Here is a 14,090-nt window from a genome sequence, read left to right on the forward strand (position 1 = left end):
GGGAGACGATGCCCTGCATCATACCCAGCGCGCTGCCGCACGGCCATGGCTGAGGTGGCTTACACCGTGACGCGCATCGCGGTGTAAGCCCCTTTTCTCAGGCGCCGGGCTTGGCCTTGACGTCGCCGGACGCTGCCTTGAGCGCGTCGTAGATGCGCTTGCCGACCCGGCCGTCCTGCGGCAGGTTGCGCTTTTCCTGTTCGGCGCGGACCGCGTCGCGGGTCTTGGCGCCGGGGATGCCGTCGGCGATGCCGATGTCGTAGCCCAGGCCGATGAGCATTTCCTGCACCGACTTGATCTGGGCGCGCGACAGGCCCGGGTCGTCGGTGGGCCAGGCGGTGGCCAGCGCCGGGCCGCCTTGCAGGCGGTTCAAGAGCAGCGACACCGCCAGCCCGTAGCGGCGCGACTGGTTGTAGTGCAGGATCGCGTCGAAGTTGACGGTGGCCAGGAAGATCGGGCCGGTGGCACCGGTGGGCGCGAACAGGTAGGCCTGTTCGTTGTTGCCCGAGGCCAGCTTCAGCGCCGCGCCATTGCCCTGCTTGACGCCCGCCTGGGCCCACTGCGCGATGGTGCGCCGGTCTTGCGAGCCGACGTATTCGGCGTCGGGCGCGGGCGGGATGGCGGCGGCCACGTCGGCCGGCACGCGCACTTCGACCACGGCGGGCAGGCCGTGGGTCCATTTGGCGCGGCGCTTGCGCAGGTGGTTGGCGGTGGACGCCAAAGCGTCGGGCAGCGAGTTGTAGAGGTCGATCTTGCCGTCGCCGTCGCCGTCGGCGGCCAGCTCGTAGAACGAGGTCGGGATGAACTGCGTCATGCCGAAGGCGCCGCTCCAGGAGCCCACGAAACTGTCGGGCTGCACCACGCCGTCGCGCAGCAGGCGCACCGAGGCGTAGGCGTTCTTTTCCCACAGGGTCTTGTTTTCGGTGCAGGCGCGGGTGAGCCAGGCGTTGAGCACGTCGGTCTTGCCGACCTGGCGGCCGTAGTTGGTCTCGATGCCGAAAATGGCGACCAGCGTGGCCGGATCCACCTGGTACTGCTGGCCGATGGTGCCCAGCTGCGCGCTGTATTTGGCCAGCACGCCGCGGCCGTCGTTGACGCGTTCGTCGTCGACGGTCTTGGCGATGTAGTCCCACCAGGACTCGCGGCCTTCGGGCTGGCCCTGGGCAGACGCGACAGTGGTGGGCAGCAGCTTGGCGTTGGCCGTGTACTTGTCCCAGTCGGCCACCGTGAGGCCGTTGGCCGTGGCGCCGTTGCGCAGCTTGGCGATGCAGGCCTTGGTGTCGAGTTCGGTCGGGATGATGACCTTGGGTGACGTGGCAGACGCGGCAGGCGTGGGCGCGGCGGCCGGGGCAGGCACGGCCGGGGCCGCCGGTGCGGCGTGTGCCGGGGCAGCGGCCGGCGCCGGTGCGGCGGCAGGCGCCGCGGCGGGCGCGGCCGGCGTGGCTGCCGGTTCATCGAAGCTGCGCTTGGGCGTGAGCACCGGCGCGGGCGCCGGCTGGCTGGCGGAACTGCGCGAGCCCGTGGCCGAGGACGGCCCCTCGGCCTGGGCGACGCCGGTGGCGGCGGCGCAGAATGCAGCGGCCAGGACCACGCGGGCAAAGGGATCAATTCGAGCGCGAAGGGAATGCTGACGCATGGCAATCCTGAAAAATCGGAGTCAGCCCGGATCGTACCCCGACCGGCCGCCGAAATCGAACCCGGTGGCACCGATTTATCCATCGGTAACCACCGGCCCCGCCTGCGCGCCAGAGATCGCTACCGCATGCCTGCGGGCACCGCCGCGGCGGAAGAGGCAGCCGCGTCCCTCGCGATTCGATCCGCACGCCGTCGCGCGCTCGCGCACCTCATGGACGCATCGTCGCCGGCGCGAACCAGTACTGCGCCTGCTCGCTGTCGGACGAATACCAGGGCAACAGACCGATGCTGTGGGATTCCCGCTGCACGCTGACCAGCAGCCCACCCTGCTGGGGCCGCAGCAGCGCGACGTAGCGGTACACGCCCATGGATTCGTACTGATGCCAGTCGCGCCGCGCCGTCACCCAGAAGCGGCCCTGGGTGCAGCCGGTATAGCGGCTGGCGCCGACCCGGGGCGGTTGCGGCGGGTCGGCAGGATCGGGGTCTGCCGCGCCATCGCGTTGCCGCAACAGCGCCGCGCTCTGGCTGCCCTGGCCGTCTTCGGCCTGGATGTTCCAGCCGCCGGCAGCGGGACTGAAGGTCACGCGGGCCGCGGCCGTGGGCTGCCATTGGCGCTCGGCGGTGTCTTGCAGGTCCGGCAGCGCCAGCGCGTTGGCCAGGAAGCGCTGCAGGTCGGACAGGCCGGCCACCGAGGCCTTGCCGCCGCGCAGTTCGCCGGCCGCGAGATACGTGCCGCCCAGGTCCGGGCATTGCGCCGGGTCCGACGGCAGCACCAGCGGCGCGCCCTGCTTGAAATCGGGCCAGGCGACGCGCACGTCGTCCACCGTGGTGACGCCGCAGGCCGACAGGCCGGCCAGCGCCATGGCCGCCCACGCCAGACGGGCGGCGCGGGCCGCGGCCCCGCCTGCCTTGCACGTCCGCAACGGCGCAGGCAGTGTCTCCGAAGGGTCCGTCTTTATTACCATCGTGTCGTGTCCCATGGCCACGCACTATACCGAAACCCCGCGTTGCCAAGGCCGTGGCGGGGGGGAATAATCGGCGGATCGCCCTGCGCCCTCTGCCCACCGCCGCTCCCATGACGCCCTTCAAAGGAAAACTCCGCACCCGGCACCTGGAAATCGTGCTGACGGTGGCCGAGCTGGGCAACCTGTCCAAGGCGGCCACGCAACTGCACAGCACGCAGTCGGGCCTGTCGCGCGCCATCGCCGAAATCGAGGAACTGGTGGGTGCGCGGTTGTTCGAGCGCACGGCCCGCGGCACCAGCTGCACGCCGCTGGGCGAGGCCATGTGCCGCCATGCGCGCCAGTTGCTGACCGGCTTTCGCAAGGCCGAGATCGACCTGGCCGCGCTGTCGCGCGGCGACGAAGGCAGCCTGACCGTGGGCTGTTTTTCCATGTTCGCCGGCTGGCCGGTGGCCCAGGCGGCGACGCGCTTTCGCCAGGCCTATCCGCGCATCACCCTGACGCTTGAGATCGGCACGCACGAGCGCCTGATCGAAGACCTGGACGCCGGCGCGCTGGACGTGCTGATCAGCCGCTTCTCGTCCACGGTCAATCCGCAGGTGTACCGGTCGGCCACCTTGCTGGAAGACGCCGTGGTGCTGGTCTGCGGACCGAACCATCCGCTGGCGGGCCGGCCCGACGCCGACCTGGCCGAGTGCGTGACCTATCCGTGGATCACCGCCCTGCCCGGCAGCCGCATCCGCGGCGAGCTGGAAATGCTGCTGCACCAGGAGGGCCTGCCGATTCCGGATATGATCGGCGCCCTGTCGCTGGAATTCGGCCGTGAAATGCTGCTGGACGGGCACTATCTGTGGATGCTGCCGGGCAGCGTCGCGGCAGTGCGGGCGGCGCGCGGCGAAGTCGTCGTCCTGGCGGCCCGGCCGGCCCTGCGCAAATCGCCGCTGGCGGCCATCTGGCGCCGCGACCGACCCAGCACCCGCCAGGCCCGCGCGTTCGCGGACACGCTGGCCCAGGCCATCAACGCAATATAGGAGCACCCATCCATGTACGACTGGCTCAATGCCCTGCCCAAGGCGGAACTGCACCTGCACCTGGAAGGCTCGCTGGAACCCGAGCTGCTGTTCCGGCTGGCCCGCCGCAACGGTGTCGCCCTGCCATGGCCCGACATCGATGCGCTGCGCGCCGCCTACAACTACGGCAATCTGCAGGAATTCCTGGACCTGTACTACCTGGGCGCCGACGTGCTGCGCACCGAACAGGACTTCTACGACCTGACCTGGGACTACCTGGTCAAGTGCCACGAGCAGAACGTGGTGCACACCGAACCCTTCTTCGATCCACAGACCCACACCGACCGCGGCGTGCCGTTCGCGGCGGTGCTGGGCGGCATCAGCCAGGCGCTGGAAGATGGCCGCAAGAAGCTGGGCATCAGCAGCGGCCTGATCCTGAGCTTCCTGCGCCACCTGCCCGAAGAGCAGGCCATGCGCACGCTGGAAGAAGCGCTGCCCTACCGCGACGCCTTCATCGCCGTGGGCCTGGACAGCAGCGAAATGGGCTTTCCGCCGCGGCTGTTCCAGCGCGTATTCGACCGCGCCCGCGCCGAAGGGCTGCCCGCCGTGGCGCATGCAGGCGAAGAAGGCCCGCCGGAATACATCTGGGAAGCACTGGACCTGCTGAAGGTGCTGCGCATCGACCACGGCGTGCGCGCCGCCGAAGACCCGCGCCTGATGGCCCGCCTGATCGACGAACAGATCCCGCTGACCGTCTGCCCGCTGTCCAACACCCGCCTGCGCGTGTTCGAACACATGTCGCAGCACAACATCCTGTCGCTGCTGGATGCGGGGGTGAAGGTCACCGTCAATTCCGACGACCCGGCCTACTTCGGCGGCTACGTCACCGAGAACTTCCATGCGCTGTACGAGCACCTGGGCATGAGCCAGGCGCAGGCGCAGGCGCTGGCCGACAACAGCATGGATGCGCGCATCCTGAAGTAACCGGCGTCGCCCGCGACGGCCGGGCCATGCGCAACCCGCATGGCCCGGATCGAAACCGGCATGCCATGCCGGCCCCGTTCGTCCCTACCATAGTCCGAAGACGGCAATGCCATCCGGCGTTGCCGCCCACGATGACAATGACCAGGGGCAACACCATGACCGAATCCGTCCAGGTCCGGCTGCGCGCCGGCCTGCTGACCGGCCTGCGCGAAGGCGGCGTCAGCCGTTTTAGCGCCATTCCCTACGCAGCGCCGCCCGTGGGCGCGCTGCGCTTCGCACCGCCCGAACCCGCCCGCTGGCAAGGTCCGCGGGACGCCACCCGCCCGGGCCCCGTGCCGCCACAGCTGCCGTCGCGGCTGCGCGGCGCCATGGGCGACTTCGATGCGCCGCAGTCGGAAGACTGCCTGCACCTGACCGTCTGGACGCCGGCAGCCGGTACACCGGCAGCCGGTACGCCGGTAGCCCGTATGCCGGCAGCCCGTATGCCGGCCCCCGATGCGCGGCGCCGGCCGGTCGTGGTGTGGCTGCACGGCGGGGCCTGGCAAAGCGGCGCGGGCGCACTGGACTGGTACGACGGCGCCCGCCTGGCCGCGCTGGGCGACGTGGTGGTGGTGGCGGTGAACTACCGGCTGGCCGCCCTGGGCTGGCTGCACGTGCCGGGGCAGACCGCCAACGTCGGGCTGCTCGACCAGGAAGCCGCCATCGATTGGGTGATGGACAACATCGAAGACCTGGGCGGCGACCCCGCGCGCGTCACGCTGATGGGACAGTCCGCCGGCGCCTCGTCGATCTGCGCCATGCTGGCGCGCCGGCCGCGCTTTGCCCGCGCCATTCTGCAGAGCGCCGCGCTGGGCCGCGGTTTTCGCAGTTCGGCACAGGCCGCCGCATTGGGCCAGGCGTTCCTGGAAGCGGCCGGCGCCAACTCGCTGGACGAGGCCCGCGCCCTGCCCGTCGACCGCCTGCTCGCCGCACAGCAGGCGCCGCAAGTGGTCGCGGCGCTACAGGCCGAGGGCGGCCGCCGCAGCCTGTTCGGCCCGGTGCTGGATGGACAGGTGCTGCCCGCCGACATCGCCCCGGCATTGCAGCGGGCGGCCGGCCGCGCCGATGTGCTGGTGGCCTATACCCGCGATGAGATGGCCGCGTTTCCTGGCTACGGCACCGGCCCCGACAGCCAGGCCGCCAGCGAGGCCGTGTTCGGCGCGCCGTCGCGCCAATGGGCCGAACACGCCGCCGCCCAGGGCCGCCAGGCCTGGCTCGCGCGCTTTGACGTGGCGCCCACCGACGCCTTCCGGGCGTGCCACTGCATCGAACTGCCGTTCGTGTTCGGCACCCTCGACGCTTTTGCCCAGGCGCCCATGCTGCACGGCCTGCCGCCCGCGCAGGCGGCGCGGCTGACCGCGACGACCCAACGCGCCTGGCTTGCCTTCATCCGCGGCGAGGCGCCCGACTGGCCCGCGGCGCCGCACCAGCAATTGCTGGACTGAGCCACACGCCGGTCGGCTGCGACCCGGCTCGCACGGCCGGCGCACCCACAACATACATAAGGGGAATATCCATGTTGAAGTCTCTCGCGATCTCGCTTGCCCTGCTGTTGCCCGCCGCCGCCAGCGCGGCCTATCCCGACAAGCCGGTCAAGATCATCGTGTCCAACCCGCCGGGCGGCCCCGTGGACGTCATGCTGCGCGTGCTGGCCAGCAAGCTGTCGCAGGTGTGGGGCCAGGCGGTGGTGGTGGAGAACAAGCCTGGCGCGTCCGGCATCATCAGCACGGGCGCGCTGGTCAAGTCGGCTCCGGACGGCTACACGCTGGGCATGGTGGTGGCCTCGTCCGTGACCATCGTGCCGTTCGCGGTGGACAGCCTGCCGTTCGATCCGCAGAAGGACCTGCAACCGGTGGCGCTGGTCGCGCGCACGCCATTCCTGTTCATCGTGCCCGCCGACAGCCCGATCAAGACCTGGCAGGACTTCGTGCGGGAAAGCCGCGCGCGCAACCTGTCGGTGGGCTCGTTCTCGATCGGCACCGCGTTTCACCTGGTGTGGGAGCAGACCGCGCGCCGCGCCGGCATCAAGGCGCTTTACATCCCGTCGTCATCGTCCGGCAAGACGCAGAACGACCTGATCGGCGGCCAGCTCGATGTGGGGCTGGACGCGCCATCCAGTTCCAAGGGGTTGATCGACAGCGGCCGCCTGCGTGCGCTGGCCATCACCAGCCCCGAACGTTTCGCCGGCCTGCCGGACACGCCGACGCTGCGCGAATCCGGCATGGCGGACTACGCGCCGCAGCCGTGGATCGGCCTGATGGCGCCCGCGGGCGTGGCGGCCGACCGCGTGGCGCTGATCCAGAAGACGGTGTCCGACATCCTGAAGGAACCTGCCATGAAGGCGCAGATGCAGACGCTGGGCATGATTCCCATCGGCGGCACCGCACAGGAATTGGCGGACACCATCGCCGCCGATCGGGCAGAGATGGGTCCGCTGATCAAGGAACTGGGGATCAAGCTGAATTAGGGCCGTCATGCGGCCTGCGGACGGCCCGCCCTGCGCCGGCACGATTCGCCGCGGAATGATTCTCTTATTCATTGACCGACGGTCAGTCAGTAATTAGAATACGGCTCACTTTCCTTTCCTGGCGATCCGTATGACCCCCAGCCGCCGCCGTGCCCTGGTGCTTGCCGTCAACCTGGGCAGCTTCATCACCATCCTGGACATCAGCATCGTCAACGTGGCCCTGCCCACCATGCAGGCCGCGCTGCGCATCGACATGGCCGGCTTGCAGTGGGTGGTGGACGCGTACGCGCTGTTCCTGTCCGCCTTCATGCTATCGGCGGGTCCGCTGGGCGACCGCTACGGCCGCAAGCGTTCGTGGCTGGGCGGCGTGCTGCTGTTCACCGTGGGTTCCGCGCTGTGCGGCGTGGCGGACAGCCTGCCGATGCTGCTGATCGGCCGTGCCGTGCAAGGGGTGGCCGGGGCCTTGCTGATCCCCGGCGCCCTGTCGCTGTTGACGCAGGCCTTTCCCGACCCGCGCGAACGCGCCCAGGCCATCGGCGTCTGGGCCTCGTGCAATGCCATTTCGCTGATCGTGGGGCCGATGCTGGGCGGCGTGCTGGTGGCGCATTTCAGCTGGCAGAGCATCTTTCTCATCAACCTGCCCGTGGGCGCGCTGGCCATCGGGCTGGGCCTGTGGGGCATCCAGGAAAGCGCGCACCCGGAACACGCCGCGTTCGACCCCGCCGGGCAAGCGCTGAGCGTGATCTGGCTGGGCGCCCTGACCTACGGCCTGATCGCCGCCGGCGAGCATGGCTGGCAGGCGCCGGACACCGTGGCGGCGCTGGCCATCGCCGCCGTCGGCCTGAGCGCCTTCCTATGGGTCGAGCAGAAGGTGGCGCGGCCGCTGCTGCCGCTGGGCCTGTTCCGCGATGCGGGCTTCGCGGTCACCAACTTCGCGTCGTTCGTGCTGGGCTTCGGCGGCTACAGCAGCCTGTTCTTTTTCTCGCTGTACCTGCAACACGTGCAGGGCCTGTCGCCGCTGGCCAGCGGCTGGCAGCTGGCGCCGCAATTCGTGGCGTCGGGCCTGGTGTCCACCGTCTTTGGCCGCCTGAACGCGCGCGTCGGCCTGCCGCGCCTGATGATTGCCGGCTACAGCCTGATCGGCCTGGCCATGCTGGGCATGATGAGCCTGGACGCGCACACCCCCTACGCGCTGACGGGTTCGCTGATGGTGGTGCTGGGGCTGGGCATGGGGCTGACGGTGCCGTCCACCAGCATGGCCGTCATGGCGACGGTGCCGCGCGAACGCTCGGGCATGGCGTCGGCCACCATGAATGCGCTGCGCCAGACCGGCATGACCATCGGCATCGCGCTGCTGGGCGCGCTGATGAGCGGCCGCGCGGTCGACCACCTGGCCGCGGCACTGACCCGGCTGGGCCAACCCGACGCGCAGGCGGTGGCGCGCGCCGCGGTCACGCAGCATGTGCTGCCCGCGCAGGCCGACGGCATGGCGGCGTTGTTTGCCGATGCGCTGGCCGGCGGCTTTCATGCCGCGATGCTGGGGGCCGGCGCGATGTCGGCGCTGGCCGCGCTGCTTTTGCTGGCGGTCACCCGGGGCGCGCGGCCGGTCTTGCGCACGGTGTGAGGATAGCGGGTCTGCCCCCTTGCAACGCCGGACGGACCGCGCGGCAAGGCGGCGCAACAGGCCGCGCCGCGCCCGGTTCCATCGTTCGGAATTCCAGCGCGCGGAATCAAACGGCAGGGTGTTTAAGCAGGCGTAAAAAACGCGGCAAGGGACGGTTGCTCCGGTAATATCTTCGGCCAATAACAGGTTAACAACCGAAGAGGAGACAAGCCATGAAGCACCATAGAACCCTGTTCCGCCTGGCGCCGCTGGCGCTTGCCGCGCACCTGGCCCTGAGCGGCCCCGCCGCCGCGCAAAGCGCGCCCGGCACGCAAGGCCCGCTGCAAGCGGCGCCCGACGCGGCGCTGGCCGCGCAGATCGACCAGCGCGCCAAGGCCATCGAAGACAAGCTCATCGCCTGGCGCCGCGACATCCACCAGCATCCCGAACTGGGCAACCAGGAAAACCGCACGTCCAAGCTGGTGGCCGACCACCTGCGCGCATTGGGCATGGACGTGAAGACCGGCGTGGCCGGCACGGGCGTCGTCGCGGTGCTCAAGGGCGGCAAGCCCGGCCCGGTGGTGGCGCTGCGCGCCGACATGGACGCGCTGCCCGTGAAGGAACAGGTCGACGTGCCGTTCGCCTCGAAGGCCAAGGGCACCTACCTGGGCAAGGAAGTCGACGTGATGCACGCCTGCGGCCACGACGCGCACACCGCCATCCTGATGGCCACGGCCGAAGTGCTGGCCGGCATGAAGGACCAGTTGCCCGGCAGCGTCAAATTCATCTTCCAGCCCGCCGAGGAAAGCCCGGCCGACTTCGAACCGGACGGCAAGAAGATCTGGGGCGCCAAGATGATGGTGCAGGAAGGCGTGCTGGACAATCCCAAGGTCGACGCGATCTTCGGCCTGCACGTGTCCAGCAGCTACCCCGTGGGCAAGCTGTCGTGGCGCAGCGGCCCGGCCATGGCGGCGGCCGACCAGTTCTGGATCGACGTCACCGGCAAGCAGACCCACGGCGCGCGGCCCTGGTCGGGCATCGACCCCATCGTGGTCAGCTCGCAGATCATCCTGGGCCTGCAGACCATTCCCAGCCGCCAGATCAACAGCATGCTGGAGCCCGCCGTGATCACGGTGGGCGCCATCCACGGCGGCAACCGCATGAACATCGTGCCGGACAGCGTCGCCATGACAGGCACCATCCGCACGTATGACGAGGGCATGAAAAAAGACATCCACCAGCGCATTGAACGCACGGCCACGATGATCGCGCAGAGCGCGGGCGCCAAGGCCGATGTGCGGGTGGTCGAGCTGTACAACGCCACCGTCAACAACCCCGGCCTGACCGAGGAAATGGGCCCCACCCTGCGGCGCGTGGCCGGCGAAGGCAACTACGGGCTGCAGCCCAAGTCGACGGCCTCGGAAGACTTTTCCTTCTACCAGGAAAAGGTGCCGGGCATGTTCTTCTACCTGGGCGTGACGCCCAAGGGCACCGATCCGGAGACCGCCGCGCCCAACCACTCGCCGCGCTTCTATGTGGATGAATCCGGCCTGATCAACGGCGTGCGCGCCTTGTCGAACCTGACCGTGGACTACATGGCCAAGGCCAAAAAAGGCAGCTAGCCTTCTTCGCCTGCCGGCCCGGGCCTGCCCCGCGCGGCAGGCCTGCAAGGCGCACGTGCAAGGCGTGCGCCGCCCGCCCCGCCCGCGTCTGGCGCGGCGGGCATAAGCAAACCGCCATAAAGTCTTTGTGGGACGCCGCGCGGTTTCCTACAGTACGGCCCTTTGCCGCCCAAGAGCCGTACCGCCATGCCGATTTCCCGACGCCGACTATTGCTTGCCAGCGCGCTGGTGCTACCGCTTGCACGGCCCCGCCCGGCACGCGCCGCCGCCTGGCCCGAACGTCCCATCCGGCTCGTGGTGACCTTTCCGCCCGGCGGCGCCAGCGACATCGCCGCGCGCATCATTGCGCCGAGTCTGGCAGACCTGCTGGGCCAGCCCATCGTGATCGAGAACCGCCCCGGCGCCGGCTCGACCCTGGGCGCGGCGCAGGTGGCGCAGGCCCCGGCCGATGGCTACACGCTGCTCATGTCGAACTCGGCGCCGCTGTCGATCTCGCCCGCGCTGATGCCGCAGCACAGCTACGACCCGCTGGCCAGCTTTCGGCACGTGGCTTATATCGGCGCCGTGCCGACGGCCTTCGTGGTGCATCCGGCGGTGCCCGTCGACACCTTCGCGCAACTGACCGACTGGATCAAGGCGCAGCCCGAGCCCGTGCAATACGGCAGCGGCGGCCTGGCCTCGGTCGGCCAGATCGTGGGCGAACTGTATGCGCGCCAGACCGGCGCGCCGCTGCAGCACATTCCGTACAAGGGGTCGGGCGCGATGCGCAATGACCTGCTGGGCGGCCAGATCCGTTTTGCGGTGGACGCACTGCCGCAGAACCTGCCGTTCCTGCGGACCGGCCAACTGCGCCTGTTGGCCGTCACCACGCAGCAGCGCGTGCCGCAGGCACCGGCCATTCCGGCGGTGGGCGAGCTGGGTTACCCCGGCCTGGTGGCCGAGAACTTCATCGGTCTGTCCGGGCCGGCCGGTTTGCCCGACGCCGTCAGCCAGCGGCTGCACGCCGCCTTGACGCAGGTGCTGCAAACGCCTGGCGTGCGCGCCAAGCTGGAGGGCCAGGGTTTCGTGCTGGCCCGGAAATCGCCCAGCGAATTCACCGACTTCGTGCGCCGCCAGGCCGACGCCTGGGGCCCGGTGGTGCGTGCAACCGGAGCCAGCCTGTGAGCGCCCGCCGCGTGCTGGTGCTGTTCGGCCACCCCGGCCGAGGCGGCTTCAACGAAGCCGCCGTCGAAGGCGCTGCACGCGCAGCCCGTGCCGGTCATGCGTTGCAGATCGAATGGATCGCCGACAACGATACGGACCGACGCACCGAACGCCTGGCGCAGCTGTGCGCGGCCGCTCCCGACCTGGTCATCGTGCATGGCGGCCAGGGCGACGTGCCGGTGGCGCGCATCGCGCCACGGTTTGCGCGCACGCAGTTCGCCATCACGCAGGGCAGTCATCACGCCGCCAATGTGGCCTCGTACGACATCCTGCAGGAACACACCGCCTTTCTGGCCGGCGTGCTGGCGGGGCTGCGCGGCGGCGCGGCTCACCTGTCCGGCGAACGCGTGCGGCCCGGCCTGAAGGGCCGTGCGGCCTATGCCGACGGCGTGCGCCGCGTGCGGGGCCAGGACCCGCTGACCGGCTTTTGCGGCAACCAGCACGACCCGGACCTGGCCAGCGCCTGGACCGACGGCCTGGCCGCGCGCGGCGCCCGAGTGGTGTTCGCGATGATGGATGGCGGCCGCGAGGGCATCACCCGGTCGTGCCGCCGCCACGGCCTGCGCCAGATCGGCAACGTGCTCGACTGGGTCGCGCGCGATCCCGCCGTGTTCCTGGCGTCGGCGCTGGCCGACTCCGGCCTGTGCGTGGAGCGCGCCGCCGCCGACCACGCGGCCGGGGCGCTACGGGTGGGCGAGGTCACGCATTTCGGCCTGCAAGCCGATGCGTCGCTGCGACTGGTGCTGGGCGCGGACGTCAGCGCCGAGGAACGCCGCATTCTGGACGACTGGTCGGCCCGCCTGGCGCGCGGCGACGTGCAGGTGGCGGGCGAGTACCGCGGACGGGAGTTCGCGCTGGAGGGCGCGGCGGCTTGAGGGCACCGGGTAAGGCGGCAGGCTATGCCCCGGTTGCCGCGAAGCCCTGGTGGTACGTCACCTGCCCCGACGCCGGCCGCCTGTAGGCCTGCGCCATGAAGTATTTCGGCGGCACGCCGGGATAGACCAACGCCGCAGTGGCCGTGAAGCCGAAGCGGCTGTAATAGGCCGGATCGCCCAACACCACGCAACCGGCCGCGCCAAGCGCCTTCAGTTCGGCCAGGCCCGCCTGGATCAACGCCGTACCAATGCCCAGGCCCTGCATCGCAGGCAGCACGGCCACCGGCCCCAGCCCGTACCAATCGGCCGCGCCGTCGCTGATCGTCACGGGTGAAAATGCGACGTGGCCCACCGGACGCCCCCCATCGCGCGCCACCAACGATACCGTCAGCACGCCGGCAGCACGCAAGGCGTTGATGATGTGCCCCTCGGTCTGCTGACTATGCGGATGGTCGCGAAACGCTTGCTGCGTCAATGCGAAAATGGCGTCGATGTCGGCGGGAGTCTCGGCGGAAATCTGCATGGCCTTTCTCGTTGCGATGGCAAGCATGGTGCGAAAGCGCAAGTGTACGCGGCCAACACCGGGATGGCTGTCCCCGTTCGACTGTCGCGGCTTGACTCGCCGGGCCACGCCCCGGCGAGCGATGGCCCGTCCGGGCGTCCGACAATTCCCGACCCGGATTGACGCCTGCCCGCCCCCTCGCTACAGTGACCGCCGATCCTGGCCGGGCGGCCCGCCGCCCGCATGCCGAGCCTTCGACCCCGCGGTTCGCCGCGACCTTCATCCGGAATCTTCCATGAACAGCTACCGCGTCGGCATCGCCGGCTTCGGCGCCATCGGCCAGGCCGTGGCGCAATCCCTGGATGCCGGCCTGCCCGGCCTGACGCTGGCCGCCGTAGCCGTGCGCGACCCCAAGGCCCCGCCCGCCTTCGCCTGGCAGCAGGCCACGCCCACGTTCACCACCATCGACCAACTGGTCGAGCACTGCGACGTCGTGGTCGAATGCGCCCCCGCCGCCGTGTTCCGCCAACTGGCCGAACCGGTGCTCAAGGCCGGCAAGAAGCTGGTGGTGCTGAGCTCGGGCGCGCTGCTGCGCCACGACGACCTGATCGAACTGGCGCGCGCCCACCAAGGCCAGATCCTGGTGCCGTCCGGCGCCATCCTGGGGCTGGACGCCATCACCGCCGCCGCCGAAGGCGTCATCCATTCAGTCACCATGATCACCCGCAAGCCGGTACGCGGCCTGCTCGGCGCACCGTACCTGACGGACAACCACATCGACATCGCCGACATCACCGAACCGCGCCTGATCTTCCGTGGTTCGCCGCGCGAAGCGGCCGTGGGTTTCCCGGCCAACCTGAACGTCGCGGTCAGCGTATCGCTGGCCGGCATCGGGCCGGATCGCACCACGCTGGAAATCTGGGCCGACCCGTCGCTGGAACGCAATATCCACCGCGTCGAAGTGGTGTCCGATTCGGCCTCGTTCTCGATGGAAATCCAGAACATCCCGTCGGCCAACCCCAAGACCGGCCGCATCACCGCGCAAAGCGTCATCGCCGCGCTGCGCAAGCTGACCGGGCCGCTGCGCGTCGGGACTTGAGCGTTCCTGCTGAACCGTCCCGGTGCCCGCAGGCGTGCCATCGCCCGCGCTTATGGACCCAACTTGTAGATTCATGTTTTCGGCGCTAT

The 14,090-nt window shown here is 69.9% G+C and carries 12 protein-coding genes; 9 read left to right on the forward strand and 3 right to left on the reverse strand.

Going from position 1 to position 14,090, the window contains the following annotated elements:
* Window positions 1-97: 97 nt before the first annotated feature.
* Both ACUDP5_RS19440 and ACUDP5_RS19445 read right to left on the reverse strand, forming a co-directional pair.
* Window positions 98-1,636 (reverse strand): lytic murein transglycosylase, encoded by a 1,539-nt coding sequence (locus ACUDP5_RS19440; RefSeq protein WP_445656932.1) that lies wholly within the window; start codon window positions 1,634-1,636, stop codon window positions 98-100.
* 208 nt (window positions 1,637-1,844) lie between these two features.
* The gene (locus tag ACUDP5_RS19445) at window positions 1,845-2,498 is read right to left on the reverse strand and encodes a hypothetical protein (protein WP_445656933.1); all 654 of its coding nucleotides are present in this window, start codon (window positions 2,496-2,498) and stop codon (window positions 1,845-1,847) included.
* Between the two features lie 212 nt (window positions 2,499-2,710).
* Between ACUDP5_RS19445 and ACUDP5_RS19450 the strand changes: the two genes are divergently transcribed.
* From ACUDP5_RS19450 to ACUDP5_RS19485, 8 genes are all read left to right on the forward strand, one after another.
* Window positions 2,711-3,628, forward strand: a complete 918-nt coding sequence (locus ACUDP5_RS19450; RefSeq protein WP_263911111.1) for a LysR family transcriptional regulator — start codon at window positions 2,711-2,713, stop codon at window positions 3,626-3,628.
* Window positions 3,629-3,640: 12 nt separating this feature from the next.
* Complete coding sequence (locus ACUDP5_RS19455) at window positions 3,641-4,591, forward strand: adenosine deaminase (protein WP_263911113.1); 951 nt, start codon at window positions 3,641-3,643, stop codon at window positions 4,589-4,591.
* 155 nt (window positions 4,592-4,746) lie between these two features.
* The gene (locus tag ACUDP5_RS19460) at window positions 4,747-6,075 is read left to right on the forward strand and encodes a carboxylesterase/lipase family protein (protein ID WP_445656934.1); all 1,329 of its coding nucleotides are present in this window, start codon (window positions 4,747-4,749) and stop codon (window positions 6,073-6,075) included.
* A 71-nt stretch (window positions 6,076-6,146) separates the two neighbouring features.
* The gene (locus tag ACUDP5_RS19465; RefSeq protein ID WP_263911116.1) at window positions 6,147-7,097 is read left to right on the forward strand and encodes a tripartite tricarboxylate transporter substrate binding protein; all 951 of its coding nucleotides are present in this window, start codon (window positions 6,147-6,149) and stop codon (window positions 7,095-7,097) included.
* A 130-nt stretch (window positions 7,098-7,227) separates the two neighbouring features.
* On the forward strand, window positions 7,228-8,721 hold the full coding sequence (locus ACUDP5_RS19470; RefSeq protein WP_445656935.1) for an MFS transporter: 1,494 nt from the start codon (window positions 7,228-7,230) through the stop codon (window positions 8,719-8,721).
* Between the two features lie 212 nt (window positions 8,722-8,933).
* A complete protein-coding gene (locus ACUDP5_RS19475) occupies window positions 8,934-10,322 on the forward strand; it encodes an amidohydrolase (RefSeq protein WP_445656936.1) in 1,389 nt (462 codons plus the stop codon).
* A gap of 186 nt (window positions 10,323-10,508) precedes the next feature.
* Window positions 10,509-11,486 carry a Bug family tripartite tricarboxylate transporter substrate binding protein gene (locus ACUDP5_RS19480; RefSeq protein ID WP_445656937.1) on the forward strand — a complete coding sequence of 326 codons (978 nt, stop codon included), beginning with the start codon at window positions 10,509-10,511 and terminating at the stop codon, window positions 11,484-11,486.
* Entirely contained in the window at window positions 11,483-12,400 is a 918-nt protein-coding gene (locus ACUDP5_RS19485) for a BMP family ABC transporter substrate-binding protein (RefSeq protein WP_445656938.1), read from the forward strand. The genes ACUDP5_RS19480 and ACUDP5_RS19485 overlap by 4 nt, the downstream gene beginning before the upstream one ends.
* A gap of 22 nt (window positions 12,401-12,422) precedes the next feature.
* Here the strand turns inward: ACUDP5_RS19485 and ACUDP5_RS19490 are convergent, their stop codons facing one another.
* Entirely contained in the window at window positions 12,423-12,923 is a 501-nt protein-coding gene (locus tag ACUDP5_RS19490) for a GNAT family N-acetyltransferase (RefSeq protein WP_445656939.1), read from the reverse strand.
* Between the two features lie 274 nt (window positions 12,924-13,197).
* On the opposite strand from ACUDP5_RS19490, the gene ACUDP5_RS19495 reads away from it, so the two are divergent.
* Window positions 13,198-14,001, forward strand: a complete 804-nt coding sequence (locus tag ACUDP5_RS19495) for an aspartate dehydrogenase (protein WP_263911125.1) — start codon at window positions 13,198-13,200, stop codon at window positions 13,999-14,001.
* The last annotated feature ends 89 nt before the right edge of the window (window positions 14,002-14,090 follow it).

It is taken from the genome of Achromobacter sp. NCFB-sbj8-Ac1-l (assembly GCF_052695805.1).

Coding starts and splice junctions, on each gene's coding strand:
- ACUDP5_RS19450 (WP_263911111.1), top strand. CDS start 2,711: ATGACGCCCTTCAAAGGAAAACTCCGCACCCGGCACCTGGAAATCGTG.
- ACUDP5_RS19480 (WP_445656937.1), top strand. CDS start 10,509: ATGCCGATTTCCCGACGCCGACTATTGCTTGCCAGCGCGCTGGTGCTA.
- ACUDP5_RS19475 (WP_445656936.1), top strand. CDS start 8,934: ATGAAGCACCATAGAACCCTGTTCCGCCTGGCGCCGCTGGCGCTTGCC.
- ACUDP5_RS19440 (WP_445656932.1), bottom strand. CDS start 1,636: ATGCGTCAGCATTCCCTTCGCGCTCGAATTGATCCCTTTGCCCGCGTG.
- ACUDP5_RS19455 (WP_263911113.1), top strand. CDS start 3,641: ATGTACGACTGGCTCAATGCCCTGCCCAAGGCGGAACTGCACCTGCAC.
- ACUDP5_RS19495 (WP_263911125.1), top strand. CDS start 13,198: ATGAACAGCTACCGCGTCGGCATCGCCGGCTTCGGCGCCATCGGCCAG.
- ACUDP5_RS19490 (WP_445656939.1), bottom strand. CDS start 12,923: ATGCAGATTTCCGCCGAGACTCCCGCCGACATCGACGCCATTTTCGCA.
- ACUDP5_RS19445 (WP_445656933.1), bottom strand. CDS start 2,498: ATGGCGCTGGCCGGCCTGTCGGCCTGCGGCGTCACCACGGTGGACGAC.
- ACUDP5_RS19460 (WP_445656934.1), top strand. CDS start 4,747: ATGACCGAATCCGTCCAGGTCCGGCTGCGCGCCGGCCTGCTGACCGGC.
- ACUDP5_RS19465 (WP_263911116.1), top strand. CDS start 6,147: ATGTTGAAGTCTCTCGCGATCTCGCTTGCCCTGCTGTTGCCCGCCGCC.
- ACUDP5_RS19470 (WP_445656935.1), top strand. CDS start 7,228: ATGACCCCCAGCCGCCGCCGTGCCCTGGTGCTTGCCGTCAACCTGGGC.